The sequence below is a fragment of the Ruegeria sp. CDSB136 genome (assembly GCF_059610965.1).
Genome location: NZ_JBXWOP010000011.1, coordinates 133,118 through 153,362, shown reverse-complemented (window position 1 = coordinate 153,362; position 20,245 = coordinate 133,118). Strand labels below are relative to the sequence as shown.

Sequence of the window (20,245 nt, the reverse complement as noted above, 5' to 3'; positions counted from 1 at the left end):
GATTACGACTGCAGCTTGATCTCGACGTCCACACCAGCAGCCAGGTCGAGCTTCATCAGCGCGTCCACGGTCTGGGGGGTCGGATCAACGATGTCGAGCAGACGCTTGTGCGTGCGGATCTCGAACTGGTCGCGGGATTTCTTGTCAACGTGAGGGCCACGGAGAACCGTGAACTTCTCGATCTTGTTCGGCAGCGGGATCGGGCCGCGCACGTTCGCGCCGGTCCGCTTGGCAGTGTTGACGATCTCTTGCGTGCTGGCATCCAGAACGCGATAGTCAAATGCCTTCAGCCGAATACGGATGTTTTGGCTTTGCATATTAACAGCCTTTTATCAGGCGTTGAGGTTGAGAGGAGGACAGACGCGCATCGCCAACCCTCATCGAACCCAAAAGGCGGGAATCACCCCGCCTTGATGTTCTTGTTGAGAACTCGCGCGATCTACAGGGGTGTGAGGAGTTTGGCAAGGGGGAATTGATATCGGCTTGGCTATGGCCGTACCCACTCCGTTGCTTGACAGCAGTCAGCCGAAAAGGTCGTATTTTGGGATTGGTACAATATGATCATATTCGAGTTATTCGTTTGGAGAGGTTGCAATGACCAGACTACTTGTTTCGGCTATCGCCATTTTTGCCAGTACATCCCCGGCATTCGCGCAGTCCAATCGAAGTAACCCAACTGCTGATTACGCTCTGATCAACGGAGAGATCCACACGATGGACGCAGGCAGAAGCGTTGCAACCGCCGTGGGAATAGAAGGCGATGAAATCGTCTATGTGGGCGATGCGGCCGGTTTGAAGGACGTCATCGGCATCGGTACCGAAGTCATCGACCTCAAGGGTAGAATGGCCCTTCCAGGTTTCGTTGATGGGCATATACATGCGGCCGCAGGCGGTTTGATTATGCTTGGCGTGGATCTGCAGACAGATGACAAGGACGAGCTGTTTTCCCGTATCCGCCAGGAAGCCGAAACCAACGACCACGACATAATTCTGGGCTACGGGGTCCGTTTCAACCCATGGACGGACGGAAATCCGACGGCCGCCATGCTCGATGAAATTGAATCTGATCGACCTGTGTTTTTGTGGGCAATCGACGGCCACGCGGCTTGGGTGAATTCCAAGGCGTTGGAAATGGCCGGTGTCGACAAGGACACGCCTGACACAGCGCCGGGTTTTTCGTTTTTTGAACGTGACACCGACGGCAACCCGACCGGGTGGATCGTTGAGGTGCCAGCCCAGATGCAGGTTCTGACATCGCTGATAGACATCAACCCCGAGTTCTTGGCGGATGGCGTTTCGAACTGGCTAAAGCGCTTCGCTGCTGCCGGAATCACCGCAGTTCATGACCATGGCATTCAGGGGATGAGCCAGGAAGAAGGCTTTCAGATGATGGCCGATTTCGAGAAAAACGGAGATCTGCCAATACGCTTCATCGGCTCATTCTACTGGAACGACGGGGCGATTGACCCCCTTCCCGGCACTCAAGAGCTCAGCGAAAAGTTCGACTCCGAATTGGTCAAGGCTCGCTATCTGAAGATCAATATTGATGGTGGGGACGACAAATGGAATGCGCTCTATGTGGATCCATATGCCGACAAACCCGAACTCGAGGTCGAACCGATTATTCCGATCAGATTGGTCAAAGACGCGGTGATCCGCGCCGACGCCGCAGGCTTCAACGTCACGTGTCACTGCTTTGGAGATCTGGCGGTACGAACTCTTCTGGACGCCATTGAAGCAGCAATCGAAGTGAACCCTGACCGTGAACGTGCACACAAGATAACGCATGGCACCCTGGTTCATCCCGAGGATTACGCCCGGTTCGGAGAGCTGGGCGTCATATATGACACGACCGGCGCGTGGATGACCTTTGATCCGCTCATGCAGTCCATTTCAACCTCCAGACTGGGTGAAGAACGCGTGCAGGCGATGTTCCCGGTGAACAGGGTCGCGGACGAGGGTGGTATATTCTCATTCGGTTCGGACTGGCCTGTGTCCGGGTACGTTTCCGAGTATCGCCCGCTTGCCGCCATTGAGGCAGGGGTCACTCGCCAGTTGCGCGGGCGCTCGGATGTTCCGCCGCTGGGCGGAGAAGAGGCCAAAATCCCGCTGCAACTTGCATTGGAAGCACATACGATCAACGCGGCAAAAGGTATGGCATTGGACGGCGAGATCGGAAGCATCGAAGTCGGAAAGAAGGCCGATATTGTAGTGCTTGGGGAAAACCTGTTCGAAGTCGAACCATCAGCCATCTCGGATGTCGAAGTTGTCTACACGATCATGGGTGGCGCACTGACGCACCAGAAATCGGATTGAACCGGAGACTTCCTGAACTGCCTTAATTTCGACGACACGTCGCGGGCCGCCCCATTTGGGGCGGATGCTTCAGCTTGACGATGTGCCGAGTTCAAGCCCGGACTGTCTTTGGTCTTCGGAGAAATTCTGCCAAACGCGGGTGCCGACAGCGTGACCATCATCGCGCTTGGCGACGCACGAAAACTATCCTCAAACTTCAAGCCGGCGCACGTTCGAACCCGACCGTGGCCTCGCCTCCGGTTTCGGGCTGTAAGGTCTCGCAACTCGCCTTGCCGTTTTCTGCCAGGGCGCAACTGATCTGGCGCTGATGGATGTAGCCGTTGTCCTGGCAGGCAAGATTTCCAGGCTCGATCAGGTTCAGCTGACCTTGCGCGAATTGCGCCTGAACCGGACCTTCGCATGTGATCCCATCGTTCGACCGCATGACCTGCTTGCCGTTGCCATTGGTGTCGAAACACATCTGCCAGTCCCGATAGGTGCGGATTTCACCGGAATCGACGTCACGGGTGCGATAGGTGGTGTCAAGCGACCAGCATCCATAGAGCATTTCCAGATCCGCCTCGTTCCACCCCTCATCGTGCAGCGGTCCGGTGGCATCGGGTGGGGCCTTGACGCATTGCAGCGCGGCCAGTTCTCTCTCCAACTGAAAGATACGGCGTTCCAACTCCAGACCGGCTGCTTTCGACACACTCAGTTGCTGCTGCGCGACCAGTTGCGTTTGCGGCTTACAGCCTGTCAGGTCCCGCAGTATCGGGATCTGCAACGCACATGCCTGCAGGATCAGTGCCGCGGAAACACCGGCGAGGCCGACGATGCCGACACTGGCAATCATGACTGGCAGGGTTGATCTGACCGGCATATTCCTTAGCGATACCTAATAACTATCTCAAAAACTCCTCTGGCAGAGTTGCGGATATTAGGCCGTTGGTCAATCCGCCCCTTGCCTGAGCAGAATGACAGTTTTCGTTATTTTGCGGGGCGGGGAAGTCGGATAAACTGAAGCCTGTATTGGTGGAGTTGGGTCGTGACTGTTTTGAGCCGTCTATTTCGAATTTGGTTTGTCTTGTTTCTTTTTGCCGGCACACCGGCCCACGCCCAGCATCAGGGGCACAACAAAACCCGCAGCGTATTGTGGTTCAACGCGATGCCCGATTACAGCCCCGAGGCTGTATCGCGGCACCGTCAGCAAATGGCCCAGTTCCTCGATCAGTATCGCGAAGGCAAGGTTTTCAATGTCACATACGAACGGAACCTGCAGGGTGGTGGCCTGGCGGCGGCTTTGCGGGGCGGGCAATACGATATTCTGATCCTGGACACAGCCAATCAACGCAAGCGGATGAATGCTGAAGACGTGCAGGCCCTGCAGCAGTTTTACGGGGCAGGGCGCCGAACGCTGATGCTGGACGGATCTTTCGCGATCCGGAACATCAATCATAACCCGACCACGAAGTTTCCGGGCCGGAACGGATCAAGCGGGGCCATTCTGATCAATCAGCTGTCGGCGCTGGCCGAGCGGGGCGGCGGCGTTCTGATCGGGACGGACCATAATATCTGGCAGGTCAACGCCAACGCGGCGCTGGGCGCACTGGTGCCAGGCGCGCGCTTCAAGGGGACCACCAACCCGTCAACGGACGGCGACTTCATCGGCACAACGCTGATCGGTGGGCGCGAGTCCGTGAAGGCACTGGATTTGCTGCGGCATTGGGAATCCGTGCCCAATCAGGGTGAGGCCCCGGTCGGCACGTTTCAAGATTTCAGCGGGCAGCAGATCGTGCTGTATTCGCTTGTCGAAACAGCTGACAAACCCGGTGGCGGGCGCAAGCGGCCTTATATCTCTGCCAGCTATTACCCCGGCGACAACCGTATCCCGATCGACAGCGACGAAGAGATTTTCGACAACCTGCCTACACACAAAAGCGGCAGTTGATCAGGTCGCCCCTTCGCGCAGCACTTCAGCGGGGTCCACACGCGCAGCACTGCGAGCCGCAAAAAAGGCGGCGGCCATCACAAACATCAGTGTCAGAACGATGATGACCAGGCTTTGAAGGAACCCCAGAACGACAAGACCGTTTTCTTCGGTCAGACCGCTGTCAAACAAACGCTCGGCCAGATTGCCCGCGATCCAGAACAGTAAGAAACTGACCAGCAAGCCGATCAATCCGCTGACAAATGCCTGAACGACGGGAAACATCCACAGCCTGCGGGGACCGATCCCCAACAACGCCAACGAGGCGAGGGTCTGACGCTTGCGCGCGACCTCACCCCAGAACCCGAAGACCAGCGCGGCGGCCAGACCCAGACTGGCAACCCCGGCTGTCAGCAGCAGTGCCAGATTCAGATTGCGTCCCAGGCTGAGGACGCCGCTGACCTCCGCCGTGCGGGCTTCGGTCTGCACGCCAAACCGCTGTTCCAGCCTTGATTGCAAGGCCGCCAGTTCGGTGATGTCGCGGGCAAAGACGCGCATTCCTTCGAATTCGGGCTTGCGTGCAGCGATGTCGCGCCCTTCGGTTATTCCATGTTCGGGCAGGGCGTATTCGTCATAAAAGGCTTCGACCAGATCCAGCACCTCGATATTGGCCAGAACGGACCGGCCGGACAGCGCGGAATCCGGAAGGATCACGACAAGTTCCAGCGGCAGCATCAGTTGCCGCTTCCGTTCTGTTGCCTGCGTGAAAATCTGCACGGTGTCGCCAACGGAGAACTCGAGCTGACGTGCCAGACTGGCGCTGAGGACCACCTGGTCTGCGCCCAGTTCAAGGTCCTTTGGCAAGGTCGGGTCACCTGAGCCCGACGGAACCAGAACCGCGTCCCTCTTGGCGACGGCCCCTTCCTTTCGGACATTGACGAAATCAAAGATCGACCGGGTTTTGGCCGTGGCAAAGGCCGTCTGTTCCCAGCCCGCCACCTCGGCTACGTCGCTTTCAACAAACGCGCTGTTTCCGGTGGTTTCGATCCGCAAGGTCGCCGGGTCGTTCAACAGCCGCCCGATCAATGCGTCATAAACCCCGTTCTTGACGCCGAAGATCACCATGAGCGGTACCAGGACCCCGGCAAGAATTGCGACATTGCAGATCAAATGTACGCGTTGGCGCAACAGGTCGCGCAGGGCCAGCTCGATCATCAATCTCATGCCGCGTCCCCCGCTGTCGCCACTCCGGTCTGGCCGTGTAGTTGGCTGATGACGTTGGACTGGTTCGCCGGATCCACCAATCCAAGGGCGATCCGGCGGAGCGAAAACTGGTCCAGAAGGTCCAGATCATGGGACGAGATGATTACACCGGCCCCGCCCGAAATGGCCATATCGATCAGCAACCCCATCGCGGTCGAGGCCGCCCCGGGGTCCAGCGCTGCGGTGGGTTCGTCCGCGATCACAAAGGCAGGGCGATGCGCCAGCGCACGGCAGATGGCAACACGCTGACGCTGACCGATGGACAACGCGCCGGGATAGAGCGCGGAAATTTCCGAGATGCCCAATCTTTGCAGCAACTCGCTGCACCATCCCGGATCATCCATACCGACAATCTTTTGCGACAGCGCAACATTGTCAGCCACGGTCAGAAACGGCAAAAGGCCGCCGCTTTGTGGAACGAACCCAAACATCGTCCCGCGAATTTCCGCGGGCGACATGCTGGGATTGTTCCAGACGCCGCCAAAATCCAGCCCATCCTCACCAACTCCGATCAGAAATTTCTTCGCCGTTGATGGACGCCGCAGCAACCCGAGTGTCTCAAGCAACAGGGTCTTGCCCGTGCCGCTGGGGCCGGTCAGGCCTATCGCTTCTCCCGAGGTCAGGCTTAGACCCGGAACATCCAGCGTAAACCGACGTTCCTGATCGCTCAGGCTGACCGAGACACCTTCAAGAAGCAGCTGAGCCGACACGGGTCAGGGCAACACGTCAAAGGGCATGGCAAAGACATGCTCGCCGTCAGGCGCGCCCTCGTAAAGTGCAGTCCAGACGGTGCTGTCAAACAGCCACTTCCGATATTGGGTCAGTTTCTGGCGCATGCCATCGATCACGCTGCGGCGGAACATGGCGCTTTCGGCCCAGCGTTGCTCGCTCATGCCCAGAACCTGGCTTTGATAGGGCAGACGGTCCAGAAACTCCATCGCGCCGCCCAGCGTGTCGGCGTTTGCGTTGACCAGCAGGTCCGGGTTCTGCGCCATATCCGCGATCAGGCCCCGAACCTGCGAGAAGAAATCAAGCGACTGTTCCGAGCTTTGCGCGGTTTCGCCAAAGCGAACCAGATTGTCCAGAAACTCGGCCATGCTGGCCATCTCGTTCTTGGTCACCAGCAGGCGCGGTTCGATGGCAAGCCGGTCGGGTGCTTCGACAGCGCGATTGGACAGCCAGCCCTTGATCACGTCAGGGGCTTGCGTGCCTTTCTGTTCGCCCAGCCAGGCCAGTTGCATGGCGCGGCCCAGTTCGACCAGGCCTTCGCCAGCCTCTTCCGGGTTGAGCACTGTTTTTTCGCCCCGGACGATACGGACATGGTCGGTCAGTGCGGTCACCAGCCGGGTGACGACGCCTTCGAATGCCTGTTCCGAGCCGCCTTCGATGGGGAAATAGTACTCCCGTCCGGCAAAGCGCGAAAGCTCACGGTATTTGGCGGCGGCATAAGCGTGATTGCCCTGCCCGTTGGGGGTTTTGAGGTGCAGCGTCATGACGACGATATTGCGGCCTTCGGCGTCTTTCTGCAGTTCGACGGTTCCGATCTCGGACCGCGCGTTCGGATCCCGCGGGTCCTTCGGCCCAGCGTCGGTCACCAGAATGACATAGCGCGCATCGATCTTGTCGCCGTCACCCTTGGACAATTCCCAATCAATCGTATCAATCGCATCCTCGACGCCAGCAAGGCTGTCTTCGTTGAAACCGGGCGAATTGGCGCGGGCCACATAGGTTGCCTCGCCAATCGCAGACAGAACCGGGCTCTGATCCTGACGCCGTTCCACATCCATCAGAGTTTTGGTGCGGTATTCCAGTTCTGGTACAGCTTCGGTGTTGTCGCGAAATCCGATCACTCCGAAGTTGACCAGCTTGCCGATTTCAGTGCCCTCAATCTGGCGCACTGTGTTCTGCAGAACGCGCTGTGTGGCCGCGATGTAAGGCTCCATGGACTGTGTCGTGTCCAGAACAAAGACGATGCCCACGTCAAAGGCCGCCGGATCGCCCTGCAGTTCCTGTGCGCCAGCCGTATCCTCTTGTTTCGGGACCGAGGCCACCTGCATCAGCAGCACCTCGTCATAGGTCAGCGGATGCAACGCTTCGGTGAAATCGAGGATCGGCATCAGATACAGTTCGTCGCGGATATTGACGAATTCCTGTGGTTCGACCGAGACGACACCATTCTGACCGTCAACAACACCGGCCGAGGCTTCGGCGACCAGACGTTCCTGCACATCGCGCAGCGCTTCGTGGTTCATCAGCCAATCCAAGTTCTGCTGCGTATCGAACAGCAGTTGACGGCTGCGACCGGCGGAATTGGTAAAGGCACCGACAATGTTCTGCTTCCAGGGTACGGTGCCGGGCTCCTGCACCCAGCCTTCGGGCGCGATATTCGGGCTTGGGCCAACTTCAAGCCAACCGTCTTGCCGTGCAAAGACATAAAGCGGCTGAAAGGCCGGATAGGTCGATTGCGCAGGGCCGTTTGCCGACGGGTGAAGCGTGGTGCCGGGGCGGGTCAGGACCCGTTCATAGATTGTTTGGGTTCCTTCAAGCAGCAGGGGTTTGCGTTGCTGTGCGTCCGCACCAACCGCCCCAAACGCCCATAGCAATGCAAAGAGGGCAACGAACCGGAGTATCAGGGCAGGGTGCATGGTTTTCAGGATCCTCTGGGTCACTGGCAATAATCTTCAAACGCGCTTTTCGACAGGGAATCGGACTTGATCCGCAGACGTGTACAGACCGCTGCCAGTCGATCTGCTGCCTCCTGGGACCCGGCCTTGACGGCCCTGTCGTAATACTCGGCCGCCAGGGACGGCTTATCAGGGAATGTCAGGCCGATCTGACCTTCGATGACGTCATCCGTGACGCCACTGTCGTAAATCGAGCCGAACAGGGCAAGCGCTTCGGCGTCTCCGGCAAGGGCCGCTTTTTCGACAAGACCCAGTGCGTCATCGGCCGACAAACTGCCACCGCATTCGCGCATTTTGCCTGCTACCGCGTCGAAACCTTGCGACGAGAGTTCGGCAAACTGAGACATGGCGCAGGCATTCTGTACCGGGGCCGGTTCAGGGTCGGGCGCGGCTTCCGGTTCTGGCTCGGTCACTTCGACCGGGTCTTCTTCCGGCGTAGTGCCCGGCATCAGAAACAGATAGGCCAGCGCGCCAAGGACCGCTGCAACCACGACCCCGCCAATAATCAATCCGGACTTGCTGGATTTTCCTTCGGATTCTTCCTCTGACGTACCTGACGGGGCGACGCTGCCCTTGCCTTCCAGATTGCTTTCAGGTGACTTTGCGTCCCCATCATCGCCCACGTCGACACCACTTTCGGCATCGTCTGTCTGCGGTTGCGCCACCATTACGGTTGGTGCCCTGACTTCGGGTGCCGTGCCGGTGCCGCCGATGCCACCAATGACGGCCTCGTCCGGGCCTGCATTGATATCGTCAGGCCAATAGGTGTCCCAACTGCCGCCGCCCACTTCGATCCGAACGGGTGTATCTTCTTCGATGTGGTTTACAACCTCGGGTCCGACGACCAGTCGCAGCGAGTCGCCGCCCTGTTCGGCGGTGCGCGCCGGGATACTCGCTCGGTTCGGCTGCCAGCCATCCGCGCCCAGCCATTTCTGCTGATAGCTGTTGAACACCGCAACGCTGACCGGATCATCATCGGCGGTCGCACCGGATATGGTGATTTCGGCAAAGCCACCGCGAGGATGTTTGGGATCTGGTTTGATCTCGATCACGAGGGTTGCTCCGCGTTGACTGTCAGCTCGTTGAGGACGCCGCCCAGTTTGATGTTCTGTTCAATATTCACCGTGCCGGCATCACCATCCTTGGCGTTTTCTACAAACAGCGCGTCCAATGCGAATACCCAATCCGTCCAGGTATCTGTCGCGGCTGCGCGCGGCACTTCCGGCAGGCTTTCGGCAGTATCTGCGCCCTTGTGTTTTTCGAACGCTTTCCTGCTTGCTCCTTCGCCAAGATCAATGTCCAGACCCTGTCCATTAAACATGTCGCGGGCGCCAAGCGTAGTGACAAAATTATTAATTCGTTCCGAGCAGACAATGGCGGCAGACGGCGCCTGCTTGTCGACGGTCAGGCTGTAAGAAATGCTTCGCAGCAGTTCCATAATGCCGCTCTGGACATTGGTGCGCGAGAAACCGTGCACCATTTCATTCACCAGATCGCCGGCTTTTTCCGGCGTCAGTTGGAAGATGGCCAGCCGTTCTTCATCCTCACGGAACCGGTTAAGGCCCTCGACCCAGACGGAAATCGCGGTATCTGCCTGAAAGGTTTCGGGTGTCATGGTGCGGATTGACTTTGTCTTTGGCTTGTCATCCTCGGCCTCGGGCGTTTCAGGCGGTGCTGCATTGGCCTGCGAGGTCGGGGCCGATGGTCTGGCCGGTGCGCCGGGACGTAACGGTGCGCCGGGGCGCGCCGGGCTTGCTGCGCTGGTCGCGGCCGCCGGCGTTACTGCGGCAGGTTTGTGCGCTTCGTTTGCAACCGCGTTCGTGATGCGGATTGACGAAGGCACCCGCGAAATCCGGTCCTGCACCGCATCCTGATCCACCGACAACGCATTCAGGAAGGCACCGAACCGGTGGTTGGACAAGGTCAGTTCAAGACTGTCGATGATACCGGCGGCGGCCAGCCTCTTTTCCTCGATCCGTTTTTCGACGTCATCGGAAATGTAGAACTGGGCCAGTTCCTGAGACAGATTGGCGGCGACCGCTTCGATCTGATTGCTGATCTGGCGCAGTTTGCTTTCGGGTTTGCAGACTTTCGTCAGTTCTTCGATCAGATAGCTGACGCCACCATCGTTCAGGCCCAAGGCCGCTTCCCATGCCCGTTCGGGATCCTTGAAGTGCTTTTGCACCGGTTCCGCCTGAAGACAGCCCGCCTTGAGTTCGGCAAGACGGTTGACCTTGTCGGGGATGATCTCGACCTCGCGCTCATCCTCGTATTTGATCAGCGCTTCGATCGGATAATAGGGGTTTCGCAACCAGTAGCAGTTGGTGAACGGTTCGGTCCCGGCCCATTTGTGAACCCAAGACGTTGGCACCTTGCCGAACCCTTTCAGCAAGGACGCATCCATGCGCCGCTCGAACCGCTCGTAATCCTCGGCGCCCGAGGCGCTGTCGATCAGGTGTTTGTCGAACTTGGTCATCACGAAGAACAGAATACAGTCGTTCTTTGCCCGTTCATCCGGGGTCGCGCCGTGGGTCAGCTCGATCCACTGCTCGACCAGTCCCGGCAAGCTGAGCGTTTCCATGTTGCTGTCAGGCACACACAGCAGCATCGAGGTGATTTCCTGGTTCGAAACGTAGCGGTCGAACAGATAGGCCACCTTGCCGCGCAACAGCATGTTGGTCACGGCTTCTTCGGGAGTGCGAAGGGTGACTGACAGCGGTGCCTCAAACCGGTTGCGGGCACCGGGAAAGTCCAGCAGATCGGTTTCGGCAAACAGGGGTGATGGCTGTTCTTCCATCGGAAAGACCAGTTCCGCCGCCAGCGCGGTTGTCACCGCCCGGTTCAGCTGACCGTTTTGCCCGGCGGCGGTCTGGATATTCAGCATGTCCTCGCCCTCCGGTCCAAACAGACCCGACAGGGTGTTGACGTCGATGATTGAGGTCTCGCGCGGCTGCAGCGAATCCAGTGAGGCGTAGATCACCTCGGCATGGTTGATCGTCGCCAGCGCTTTAGACAGTTTGATGTACAGGTTGGTCAGCGGCTCGTACCCGCCCCACAGAATTGACAGGAACTGACCCCGGTCTTCGGGTGTCAGGCGCGGTGCCAGTTCGGCCGCTTCGTCCCAGAACCCGCCCAGATTGAAGGCGTATGACGATTTGCTGACCCATTTCTGGACGTAATCGGCAATCTCGTAGACTTCTTCATAGTCGATCCCGCCGGTGGGTGCTGGCTGCGCCTTGCCCGAATGAGTCGAAATATGAGCCCCCAGCGAATCCGGTGTCGGCGGCTCTTCGGACAGGTCGCCATCCTCGTAAAAGCTGTTGATCAGCGTGCGCGCGATGTCAGCCTCGGTCAGCAGGTTGAGCTGGATCGGATACCCGTCCGGCGTCGGGGCCTTGGTCATGGTGAACCGCGTCACCAGCCCGGTGGACTCGCCGTCACCTGCCGGATTCACCTGGCTGATATAGTCAAGCTTGCCGCCCGGGCCGTTGAAATCGGCCACCAGACGCCCCTCGTTCGGGCGGGCCAGAACCGAGACCAGAAAGGACTTGCCGGCCTGCGAGGGACCGAAGACACTGACGCTCATCTTGGTTTGCGAAGCGCGCCCCAGTCGTTCGGCCCGCCTTGCAGCTTTGCGCAGAACCTTGGGCAGATGGGCGACGCGGCCCTCGACGGTCTGCGCGTTCTCGGGATCATTGATCCATTCCAGCGCGGCGCGGGACAGGCGGGCGACATCGGTGCAGCGGTTGGTAAGGGCGTCTTGTTGGCTCATATCATCGTCTCACATCTTCAAACCGGTTCAGACCTGGAACACGCCAGTGTCGATCCAGTATTCATCTTCGAACCCAAGGGTGTGCAGGCGCAGTATGACATCACTTGATTTCATCGCGCCGCCTTCGCCGTCTTCGACCTGATCGATCTCGAAGGCCTCGCGCATGGATTCCCGGCGCAGCTTGTCTTCGCTGGTTTCCCCATCGCTGTCGTCAAAGTCCGTCTTGCGCAGTTCGACCCGGATCGGCAGCGGGCGCGACTGGTTGCCGGTATCCGCAAAATCCAGCCGGAACAGCGGCGTGGTTGTCCAGCGGTCCAACGGCAACTGCCGTGATCCGATGTAGACTGGCGAATAGAGGTTCACGGTCGCGGTGTCATTGCTGGACCCATCCGTGTCCAGATCGACATCCGAGAACAGGATGCGTTCGTCCGGGATCTGGCCGTTGATGTCCATCTCACCGACAAACCGCGCGGTCGAGCGCATCTGGAACGCGCCGGTCGTGACCTTGAAATTCGGGATACGGTTTTCCGACAGCGCAATCAGCATACCGCCGACCGCAACGGTCGATTTCGGATCGCCGATCTTTTGCGAAACCGGATCCCGGAACGGGTACCAGCGCCCGGTCTTGTACTGGTGCATCGAGATCAGCCGGTGCGGTGACACAACCAGCATTTCCTCGACGATCGAGCGGATGGCCGGCAGGCGCGAGGGCCGTCCGGTCAGCAGCACGACGTCAACGCCCAGATGGTCGATCACCTCGCACATGTTGCCCAGAACGCGCTGGAACACCTCGCGGCTGATCGCGTCCACATCTTCGCGCGAGCTGGTCAGGACCAGATCGGCCAGCTTCCAGTCGCGTGCACCAAGGGCCGCCGCCGCGTCTTCGACATATGACAGGATGTCAGAACCGACTTCGCGGCCGCCATTCGCATCGGGTGTCGGCTCGGTTGTTGGTGCTTCCGCTACCTCTTCTTCACCGTCGGGCCGATCTTCGGGATCAACCGGCTCGGGCATACCCAGAATGCGCGCTACGGGCAGGTCGAACCGGTCGAACTCTTCCGAGGTTTCGCAGTGGGCCAGCGTTGCCTCGGCCAGTGGCACAAGCACGCGCAGCGAGAATTGTCGGCGTCGCTGAACGGCCTGCTGATCCTGTCCGCCGATGTCGCCGCCGAACAGCTCGCGCAGCTTCTCGGCCACGTAGACGCCGCCTGCAGCTTCGATGGATTCCTGAATGCGCGGAATGATGATGGCGCTGACCACTCGGTGAACTAGGTCATCACCCGCGATGCGGAACCCCTCGCGGAACGTCTGTTCGGGGTGCAGAACCCGGTTGGCTTCATTCCGGTAGGTGGTGATCATCAGGTCGGTTGTGCCACCACCCACATCAATGCTGGCCAGTCTCAACGACGGCTCCTCGGCCCCCGACGGGGACATGCGGGGCTTGCCCTTGAGGTTGATGAACGTATCGATGCGCCCGTCGAATTTCTGTGTCAGCTCGCTGTAAAGGTAAACAAGCTGGGTACACGACGCTTCGTCCCAGTCCACCATCACCTCGGGCTTGGTCGAATAGGGCTTCTGAGCGCTGTCCAAACCCAATTGCTGCCAGATCAGGCCAAGCGCACCTTGCGTGCGCGACCGGATGATGGCCTGTTCCTTGATCGGTGTGGCGGTTGGCAGGCTCAGGATGATGCGGTTCAGACGGCGTGGCAGATCCGATTGCGCCCGGCGGGATCGCCCGGCGGGATCGTTGATCTGGATCAGCGCGTGCGCAATGATCTCGCCCATCATGAACCCGAACAGCGAACTGCGCGAAAAGCGCGGCCGGATGGCCGGAGTGCTGGGTGTTTCGCCCCGGCGGCGCAGGCGTTGTTCTTCCTCATACCGGACCTGCTTCATCACGTCGCCCGCCTCATTGAGGTGGCGCATGGCAGATCGCACCGCCTTGGGCAGGTTGTTTGGGTCCATGTGATTGTGGAACCGCCAGTCCTGCTGAACGGCGGCGCTGTCCCATAGGTATCGTTTCGGTGACGAGAGACCGGACAGGGTTTCCGTCCCTTCCTCGCCCTGAACCAGCCGCACCGCTTCGGGGCCGATGCGCACGAAGCTGGGCCACAGGAACGCGTTGCGCCGTCCCGAACGACTGGCATAGCGATCATCGCCGAACCGGACATCGGAAAACTCGACCCGGCTGGGGAACAGACCGCTGTAGTAGAATTCCGGCTTGCTGAGATCGCGGATTTCCAGCGGGAAGGACCGCGCCAGATCGACACGTGTTTCACCCGGAAACTGCTCGATCAGAATGCCGCAGGTCCGGCTGTTGCCGACGTCCAGAACCAGATCGACATTCACCGGTGTAACAGCGTCCCGCTCGCTGACGGTATTGGCAAAACGGACGGTCGGCGGGTTCGCGGTATTCTGTACGACCTGCAGATAAGCCAGGTATCGTGCCCAATGTTCGAACCGGTGCGGCAGGTCCTCTTCCGCGAAACGGCGTCCGGGCCGTTCAGCGCGCTTGAAGTTAATGAACAGCTCTTTCAGCCACTCCGACACCCAGCGCTGATGATCCAGCATGTTGCCGTCTTCGTCCGTTTCGGGACGGCGCAGGAACCATCTCATGTCGTTGGGTTCGGTCACCAGTTTGAAATCGCGGGCCTTTTCGGCATCCGATTTCTCAGGCGCGACGTAATTCATGTCCTGCTGATGATCCACCAACGTGGTGTCCAGCGCGATCTGGATCCTGTGGGTATGCCCGGTTTCGGCGTCCGGTTCGGCCAGTTCGACGGTTCGCATACGCGCCCAGCTGGACGGGCCGGGGTCGAACTGCAATTCACCGGCATGGCCGCGCTGGCTTTTCTGGCGCAGGAAAGGCACCGGCACCCATTTGTCCAGAAACGGGTCCAGCGCCGCAGTTGGCCGAACCGAATATTCGTCGTCATCGTCTCGCCGCGCGTCCAGGATTTCGGCGTCGCGCGTGTCATCGCCGGACAGCGGGAACAGGGTCAGAATGTTCTCACCATCCTGCTCGCCCGTGACCCTTTCAATATACCGCAGAGGGCGCATTTCGAGCTTGGAAATGTCAAAGCCGAAATCCAGCATTTGAATTCCCGAGAACGGAATCAGAGTGAATTCTTCGCGCAAATTCGCGAGTTTGCGAATTTGTGGTTTCCGATCCCTGAGCATCAGTTTCCCTTTCCAACTTCGTATTGTTTGGTCCACGCGGGTTGGCCGCTTGTGACGGAACCATTGAATATTTTGGTCTCGACCCCGTCCTTGATACGCAATCGGAAGGATTGCGTGGTGCTTTGACCATGGGGGTCAAACAACGAGACTGCGATATTGTACGGTCCATTGGCCGGGGCGTCGAAGTACATGCTTTCGATTGCGTTGGGCACGGCCGTACGAATGTCGTGATTACCGCCGATATCCAGGTTGCCACCGCAAGCCGCGCGGTTGTCGTAATTGATGATCTGATTGCCCGGGCACCGAACATCCATATGCAAGTCCGCAACCGAGTCCCACAGCAACGAAATCGTCAGTTTTCCTTCCCTTGCACCGCGTTCAGCCAGTCTTTCGCTGTCGATATCCGGAACCAGTTGCGCCCGGTCTTTCGGGTCGGGGATCGGCGCTGTTGCCTTGTCAGGCTGACAGGCGCGGTCGGCAATGCCGATGTCTTTCTCGAGGCTGGCGATCCGGTCGCGCAGCCAAAGTGTTCTGCGTTCTTCTTCGGATGCCTCCACACCCGGCGGCGGGCAGTAACCGGGCAAGCCCGGAATGCGCAGGGCGCAGGCTTCGACCATCAGATACAGGATAGCTGCGATCATCAGCATCAGCAGCAGCCAGCCAAACCACATCAGCCACCACAGGTTTAACGGACCACGATCAGCCGCCGTGGCCTGCGCTTCTCCGGCGGATGCCGGTGCCGCTGCAGCACTGGCCGCAGCAACCGCTGCCGCCTTTTCCGTGGCTTTCTTCTGTGCTCTTGCAGCCCCCTCCTTGCCACTCAGGTCGCCTGCAACCGCGGCCTGACTGTCCGAGACCCAGGCCCAGTTCAACAGCACGGGCTGACGTGTTTCGCCATCCGTCAGCACGTAGACGCAATCGTCATCGGGATAACGTGTTGCGTTGGTCAGGGCTTCGCCAAGCCGCTGCTGGTCTGGGTCGTTGCTGTCCAGCAGGGATTGGCCCAATTCGCGGATGTCCGACAACAGGCCCTGAAGGTCCGCGTCGATGGCGGCGCGCTCCTCCTCTTCGAATGTGTCCAGCCTGTGGGGTTTGCCGCCCGTCACGGCATACCAGTCGAACCGATCTCCGTACTGGGTCGCCACCGGTTCGGCAAACAGGGCGGCGTGACGTTCGCCCAATTTGTCCCGAACTGTGCCCGAAATCAGTTCGAATGACCGCTGCGGTGCCGTTCCCAGCGGGGAAAGCCCTTGCGTCGACGTATTTGCGAGGAAAGCTTCAAACATCGTTGCGGCTCACTCGGATTTGGGCGTCAGCGCCGGCAGTTTCGGAAGCGCGTTGGTTTCCGGGGCGGGGCTTTCAGGTGCCGCCCCCGACGCCTGTGCGGTTTCCGGCGGCAGCGGGCGCTGAACCTGCGGGGCGCAGGTCTGTGTCACCACGGCGGGAAGCGCGCCTGTGTCGGCAAGAAAACGCATCAGGTCGCCGGTAGACAGCGCGAAATTCAGGCTGCGCATCGGGCCGACTTTGACAAAGGTATTCACGCCAACCAACCGGCCGCACATATCAACCAGCGGACCGCCCGAATTACCCTTGGAAATCGGCGCTGAATGCACAACCACTTTGGTTTGCGGCGGCAGTGTCTGTTCGGCCGATACAGTGCCGTCTGTGACCGCCAATTCCGGAACGGCGGTTCTGTCACCGGACCGGAGTTGTTGGAAATTCGCGTCACTTTGCAGCAGATCACCCGGGTAGCCCGCGGCGATAACGGATTGCAGGCGCAGCGATTCCGCGGAATCCAGCACGTTGAACGAAGGCTGTTGTGCGCCTTGAACACGCAGCAGCGCAAAATCGCCACCCGTGGACTGGAACGGGCCAAATGTCTTGAGAACCTGCGCTTCTCTCAGTGAACCGAGCGCATTGTTGGTTACATAAATCGTCGCGCCCGGCGACGCGATAACGTGGTGATTGGTGACCAGAAGGTCCGGACCCACAAAGAAACCTGTCCCGCTGCCCAACCCTTCGGGCGACGGGGCGAGGACCATGGCTGTCCGCTCCTCGATATAGGCAAGCAGCGATTTGGTGTCCTTGGGGTTATCGGAATCCTGAATTTTCACGCGCTCCGGATTGGGTGGCAGAATAGAGGTTCTGTCAGCGGGGCGCACTGCGCCGGGTATGTCGGCGCGGTCATTCGGATCGGGCGGCAGCAACCCTTCGATCGTGCGACCGTTGGGCATCAGCAAGGTGCCATCCGCTTCGCAAACCGCGCCATCCAGCGCAAACTGCAGGTCTGCCAGACGCTGTTCCAGCGACTTGTTGGTGCTAAGAACCGCCGCAAGTGCAGCCTCGTCAGTAACCGCGCGGTCTTTGGCAAGGTCCGGGAAAATGCGATTTCCGGGGATCAGCAGCCAGATCAGGACGCCGCCGGCCAGCAGAAGCAGCAACAGTAACGGCAGCCAGGCCCAAAGCGGCACCCGCTGCGGTGTTGCCGATGCCTGAGAAGGCGGAGGCGGCGGTGTTGGATCGGCCGTTGCGGCTGCTGCTGCGACCGGAGCCGCCGTGGCTGCCGCTGCTGTCGCTACCGCCGCGTCTGGCGCAGGAGTTGCCGGGGCAGCAGCCTGTTTCTGCGCGGCCATTTCCTGCGCTTCGACTGATGACAAAGGCGGTGCAGAAGGCAGGGGAAGAAAACGCCCAAGAGTTTGCGCATAGTGTTTCGCGCGGGTCTCGGTCTCGCGGCTGGCTCCGGCGGGCAACATGCCCCAGTTGATGATGACCGGTGTTCCGTCCACGGACCAGACATCGTTCATGTCAGGGATATGAAGGGCGCTGCCAATCAGGCTTCCGGTCTGCTCGTTGCCCAAGGCGGCCTGAAGTGGCGCCAGCCTGCGGGTCAGCTCCTGCCCCAGCGCGTTCTGCGCGGCGTCATCCAGACGATTGAACGGAGTCGCATTTCCCTTGACGTCGGTATACCACGACACCGACGGAGCCACCTGATCGTTTCCCCGGCTAAGCAGCGGTTCGGCAAAAAGATGCGCCGTTTCCTCACCCCCATGCGCGGTGAGCGCGTCCAGCAGAGCCGGATAGGCCTCAATCGCAAGCTCGTCTCCAGCCTCAAGGCACTGGCCCAGTTCGATTTGCGTCTTAGTCAGAAAGTGTTCAGCCATCAGTTGCCCCTTGCGGGTCGGCGGAATTCGACGGTTGTCGAACTGCCGACTTCTGGTTGTGTCACGACACAGCTGGCCGTGCCGGATTCATTCAGTTTACAGCTGCTGCTCAGGCGGTAGATGTATCCGCCGTCGCTGCATTGCAGGTTGCCGGGTTCGTCGATAATCAGCGATCCATCAGCTGCGAACGCGCCGGTCACCGGACCGGCGCAGCTGTTGCCGTTATCGGCACGCATTTCTTCGCGACCATTGCCACTGGCGTCGAAACACATGGTCCACTGGTTGTAATCAGTCTTCACGCCGGTCCGTCTGTTGGTGGTCACAAACCGGGAATCCAGTTCCCAGCACCCTTCCAGCAATCCGATACGCTGATTGTCCCAGTCCTGAGGGTCGATCTTGTCGGGTACGGGGGCCAAATCAGGCAGCGCGGCCTGTTGCGGGGCCTTGGGTTCGCACTGCAACAATGCAAGCTCGCGTTCGTGCCGCAAAATGCGATCGACCAGTTCCTGGTTTTGTCGTTCGAGTGCCGCCAGCCTCTGTTCAGCCTGCTCGGCCTTGTTGACCGGGCACCAATCCAACCAGGTTCCTGCGACCCGATCATTTGCGCCGCATGCAGGAACAAGCGCGGCGGCAGACCAGGCAACAATCGCGATCAACACACCAGTCGTCAAAAATGCCAACACAGCCCGAAACAAAAGAAAAATAGCCCCCTACAAATTGAAGATAAGTAAACGTGACTCATAACTCATGGTCAACGCAAATCTCAGAATTTGGCCAGTTACAGAACTTGTCACACAGCCGCGCTTACAAAAGCTGTCATTTCAAACTTCTAACCGCAGAGCCTACCATTTTAGGCAATGGCAAAATCGTCCGGAGAGTTCGAGATGTTTGACTTTGAAAACACCGCAGGACCAGTTACCGAAAGTTCACTGTTGTCCGTTTCCGGAGGCGGTTTGCTGGGCGTTATCCCGGCCGCCATGTTGCTGCGTATCGAGGCCCTGGGGAAAGAGAAATATGGCCCCCATTATCGCCTGTCCGACAGCTTCGATTCCGTGTCCGGATCCTCGACTGGAGCAGTGATTGCCGCCGGCGTCGCGCTGGGCCTTTCCGCTCAGGATATCGCGGATTTTTATTTGCAGGATGTGCCGCGCGGTTTCAAAAGGCGCAAGCGGGCTGTACCGCTCTTGCAGGACATCTTCGACGGCGATCTGCTGCACAGCTTCTTCGAACAGCGCACGCAGGGGCGGCTGCTGGACCGCAACGATCTGGAATGCGACCTGACATTGCTGGCCAAAGACCTGCAGCGCGGGAATTCGATCGCGTTTACAACGATTGACTACGGTGTGGACCGCGTATTGTCCGCCGAAATCCGATGCGAAAAACTGCCTCTGTCCGACCTCTTGCGCGCCAGCACTGCAGCCCCCGGTCTGTTCTCGCCGGTGTCCATGACATTGCGCGGCGTGGGCGAGACCCGTCTGGTGGATGGCGGCTTTAGCCTGTTCAATGATCCGTCTTACCTGCTGACCCGTCTGACCCGGGCTCATGGTGTGCAGCGCATTGCATTGACCTCATTGGGTACGGGCAGTTCGCGCCCTGTTTATTCGGGCAATTCCCTGACAGACAAAGTGTCAGTCTTCAGGGCCTTCCGTGGCCTCTTCGGCCTGATCAAGGATGGTGAGGCGCTGTCTCGGGAGCTGATGCGTGATATGGCAGACATGTTAGGTTCGGGATTGCAACACACCCATTACGACATGAGCCTGACCCGCGACACCTTCGATGCGCTTGGTTTTGAACTTGAGCCCGGTGAACTGCGCAACATGCGCAAAATCGCGGATTTTTCAGGGAAGGAAAGGCTATTTGAAGCAGCGCAACTGTTGGCCGAAGCAACTATTGTTGAGCCTCTGCCGTTGGTTGGAAACCTGCAGGCGGCCTAGGGAATTGACAGTTCAAATCATATCGTCCC

The 20,245-nt window shown here is 59.3% G+C and carries 14 protein-coding genes; 3 read left to right on the top strand and 11 right to left on the bottom strand.

The annotated features are described in order from the left end of the window. Positions 1-2: 2 nt before the first annotated feature. Complete coding sequence (gene rpsJ / locus AC2FIR_RS13515; RefSeq protein ID WP_008756422.1) at positions 3-317, bottom strand: 30S ribosomal protein S10; 315 nt, start codon at positions 315-317, stop codon at positions 3-5. 277 nt (positions 318-594) lie between these two features. Between rpsJ and AC2FIR_RS13510 the strand changes: the two genes are divergently transcribed. Continuing rightward, complete coding sequence (locus AC2FIR_RS13510; protein WP_496762506.1) at positions 595-2,316, top strand: amidohydrolase; 1,722 nt, start codon at positions 595-597, stop codon at positions 2,314-2,316. A 196-nt stretch (positions 2,317-2,512) separates the two neighbouring features. Here the strand turns inward: AC2FIR_RS13510 and AC2FIR_RS13505 are convergent, their stop codons facing one another. Then, positions 2,513-3,175 carry a hypothetical protein gene (locus tag AC2FIR_RS13505; RefSeq protein ID WP_496746580.1) on the bottom strand — a complete coding sequence of 221 codons (663 nt, stop codon included), beginning with the start codon at positions 3,173-3,175 and terminating at the stop codon, positions 2,513-2,515. A 165-nt stretch (positions 3,176-3,340) separates the two neighbouring features. Between AC2FIR_RS13505 and AC2FIR_RS13500 the strand changes: the two genes are divergently transcribed. Next, positions 3,341-4,243, top strand: a complete 903-nt coding sequence (locus AC2FIR_RS13500) for a DUF2059 domain-containing protein (RefSeq protein WP_496746582.1) — start codon at positions 3,341-3,343, stop codon at positions 4,241-4,243. On the opposite strand, the gene AC2FIR_RS13495 is transcribed toward AC2FIR_RS13500, so the two are convergent. The 9 genes from AC2FIR_RS13495 to AC2FIR_RS13455 all read right to left on the bottom strand — a co-directional run bounded on the left by AC2FIR_RS13495 (position 4,244) and on the right by AC2FIR_RS13455 (position 18,938). After that, positions 4,244-5,446, bottom strand: coding sequence for an ABC transporter permease family protein (locus tag AC2FIR_RS13495; protein WP_496762504.1), 1,203 nt, complete (start codon positions 5,444-5,446; stop codon positions 4,244-4,246). After that, on the bottom strand, positions 5,443-6,195 hold the full coding sequence (locus tag AC2FIR_RS13490) for an ABC transporter ATP-binding protein (protein ID WP_496746585.1): 753 nt from the start codon (positions 6,193-6,195) through the stop codon (positions 5,443-5,445). The genes AC2FIR_RS13495 and AC2FIR_RS13490 overlap by 4 nt, the downstream gene beginning before the upstream one ends. A 3-nt stretch (positions 6,196-6,198) precedes the next feature. Further along, on the bottom strand, positions 6,199-8,154 hold the full coding sequence (locus AC2FIR_RS13485) for a vWA domain-containing protein (RefSeq protein WP_496746586.1): 1,956 nt from the start codon (positions 8,152-8,154) through the stop codon (positions 6,199-6,201). Then, positions 8,151-9,221: a hypothetical protein gene (locus AC2FIR_RS13480; protein WP_496746587.1), complete on the bottom strand. Its 1,071-nt coding sequence runs from the start codon at positions 9,219-9,221 to the stop codon at positions 8,151-8,153. The genes AC2FIR_RS13485 and AC2FIR_RS13480 overlap by 4 nt, the downstream gene beginning before the upstream one ends. Then, a complete protein-coding gene (locus tag AC2FIR_RS13475; RefSeq protein WP_496762502.1) occupies positions 9,218-11,941 on the bottom strand; it encodes a virulence factor SrfC family protein in 2,724 nt (907 codons plus the stop codon). The genes AC2FIR_RS13480 and AC2FIR_RS13475 overlap by 4 nt, the downstream gene beginning before the upstream one ends. Positions 11,942-11,968: 27 nt before the next feature. Further along, positions 11,969-15,037 carry a virulence factor SrfB gene (locus tag AC2FIR_RS13470; RefSeq protein ID WP_496746590.1) on the bottom strand — a complete coding sequence of 1,023 codons (3,069 nt, stop codon included), beginning with the start codon at positions 15,035-15,037 and terminating at the stop codon, positions 11,969-11,971. An 83-nt stretch (positions 15,038-15,120) separates the two neighbouring features. Further along, positions 15,121-16,407 (bottom strand): hypothetical protein, encoded by a 1,287-nt coding sequence (locus AC2FIR_RS13465; RefSeq protein WP_496746592.1) that lies wholly within the window; start codon positions 16,405-16,407, stop codon positions 15,121-15,123. A gap of 9 nt (positions 16,408-16,416) precedes the next feature. Next, on the bottom strand, positions 16,417-18,282 hold the full coding sequence (locus AC2FIR_RS13460) for a S1C family serine protease (protein WP_496746594.1): 1,866 nt from the start codon (positions 18,280-18,282) through the stop codon (positions 16,417-16,419). Continuing rightward, on the bottom strand, positions 18,282-18,938 hold the full coding sequence (locus tag AC2FIR_RS13455) for a hypothetical protein (RefSeq protein WP_170806944.1): 657 nt from the start codon (positions 18,936-18,938) through the stop codon (positions 18,282-18,284). Before AC2FIR_RS13455 ends, AC2FIR_RS13460 begins: the two co-directional genes overlap by 1 nt. Positions 18,939-19,166: 228 nt before the next feature. Here AC2FIR_RS13455 and AC2FIR_RS13450 point away from each other — a divergent pair, with 228 nt between their 5' ends. Then, positions 19,167-20,216 (top strand): patatin-like phospholipase family protein, encoded by a 1,050-nt coding sequence (locus AC2FIR_RS13450; RefSeq protein WP_496746596.1) that lies wholly within the window; start codon positions 19,167-19,169, stop codon positions 20,214-20,216. Positions 20,217-20,245 lie beyond the last annotated feature (29 nt).